This window comes from Oleiphilus sp. HI0128 (assembly GCF_001635365.1).
In genome coordinates, this window is record NZ_LWGG01001034.1 from 1 (window position 1) to 907 (window position 907).

Here is a 907-nt window from a genome sequence, read left to right on the forward strand (position 1 = left end):
AAAATTAACTCGGCTACTTTCAGAGCTCATTGAGGCATACCCCATACCTGTAGAAGAGATCGTGCTAATGGGCTTTAGTATGGGAGGCTTGTTAATACGAAGTGCCCAGAAACTCGCGCAAGATGCCGAAGCAGATTGGCTAAGTTTGTTGTCAAACTGTTATTACATTGGCACGCCTCATGAAGGCTCGCCCTTGGAGAAGTTTGGTCACCTAACCAGTTCTATTGTTCGCTATATCCCGCGTGATTACATTAGTCACTGGGCAGACTGGATAGACGTTCGAAGCCAGGGTATACAAGATCTGAAGGACGGCTTACTCCATCTGAATAAAGAAAAACGTGGCGCGGATAGTGATGACCCCTACGAGCAGAGTGTGCGCTGTGGAAGTTTTACCGCGCATGCTCAGCATCACTTCATTAGCGGCTCGCTATCGGCGAACAAGAATAGTCTACTCAACAAGTATTTTGGCGATAGCCTGGTGAGACATACAAGTGCTAACCCCATATCTGCACCAGAAGACAGTAAGCAGGCCCATTTCAATGGTATTCCACATGTACCTCTGGCTCACTCAGAAAAGGTTTACCAGCAAATAAACCAGTGGTTCCGTGAGCATCCAGATCATATTGACTTGAAGTTCTACGAGGTGAGGGAAGCGACTAAGAAGCAGCAAATGGTGCAGAGAGTCGCGCAAGGCTTGTCGAATCAAGAAATCATATCAGGTAGCTTGGATTTGTTAGCGCTTGCCTATGATCATACGGTAGACGCCGTTGAGAAGGTTCACGGCGCGATAGCAGATGAACCATACAGCGTACTTAGGAAAGTCCCTTTGATTAAAGATGTAACCTTGCCGATAGAAGATAGCCATAAAGATATACTCAATACCATATACTTCTCGCTCAAGGCTGGA

The 907-nt window shown here is 46.4% G+C and carries 1 protein-coding gene; it reads left to right on the forward strand.

Translation table 11 applies throughout. The features are described 5' to 3' along the window. On the forward strand, window positions 1-907 hold a 907-nt coding region (locus A3763_RS17610), incomplete at both ends, for a hypothetical protein (protein WP_197482952.1).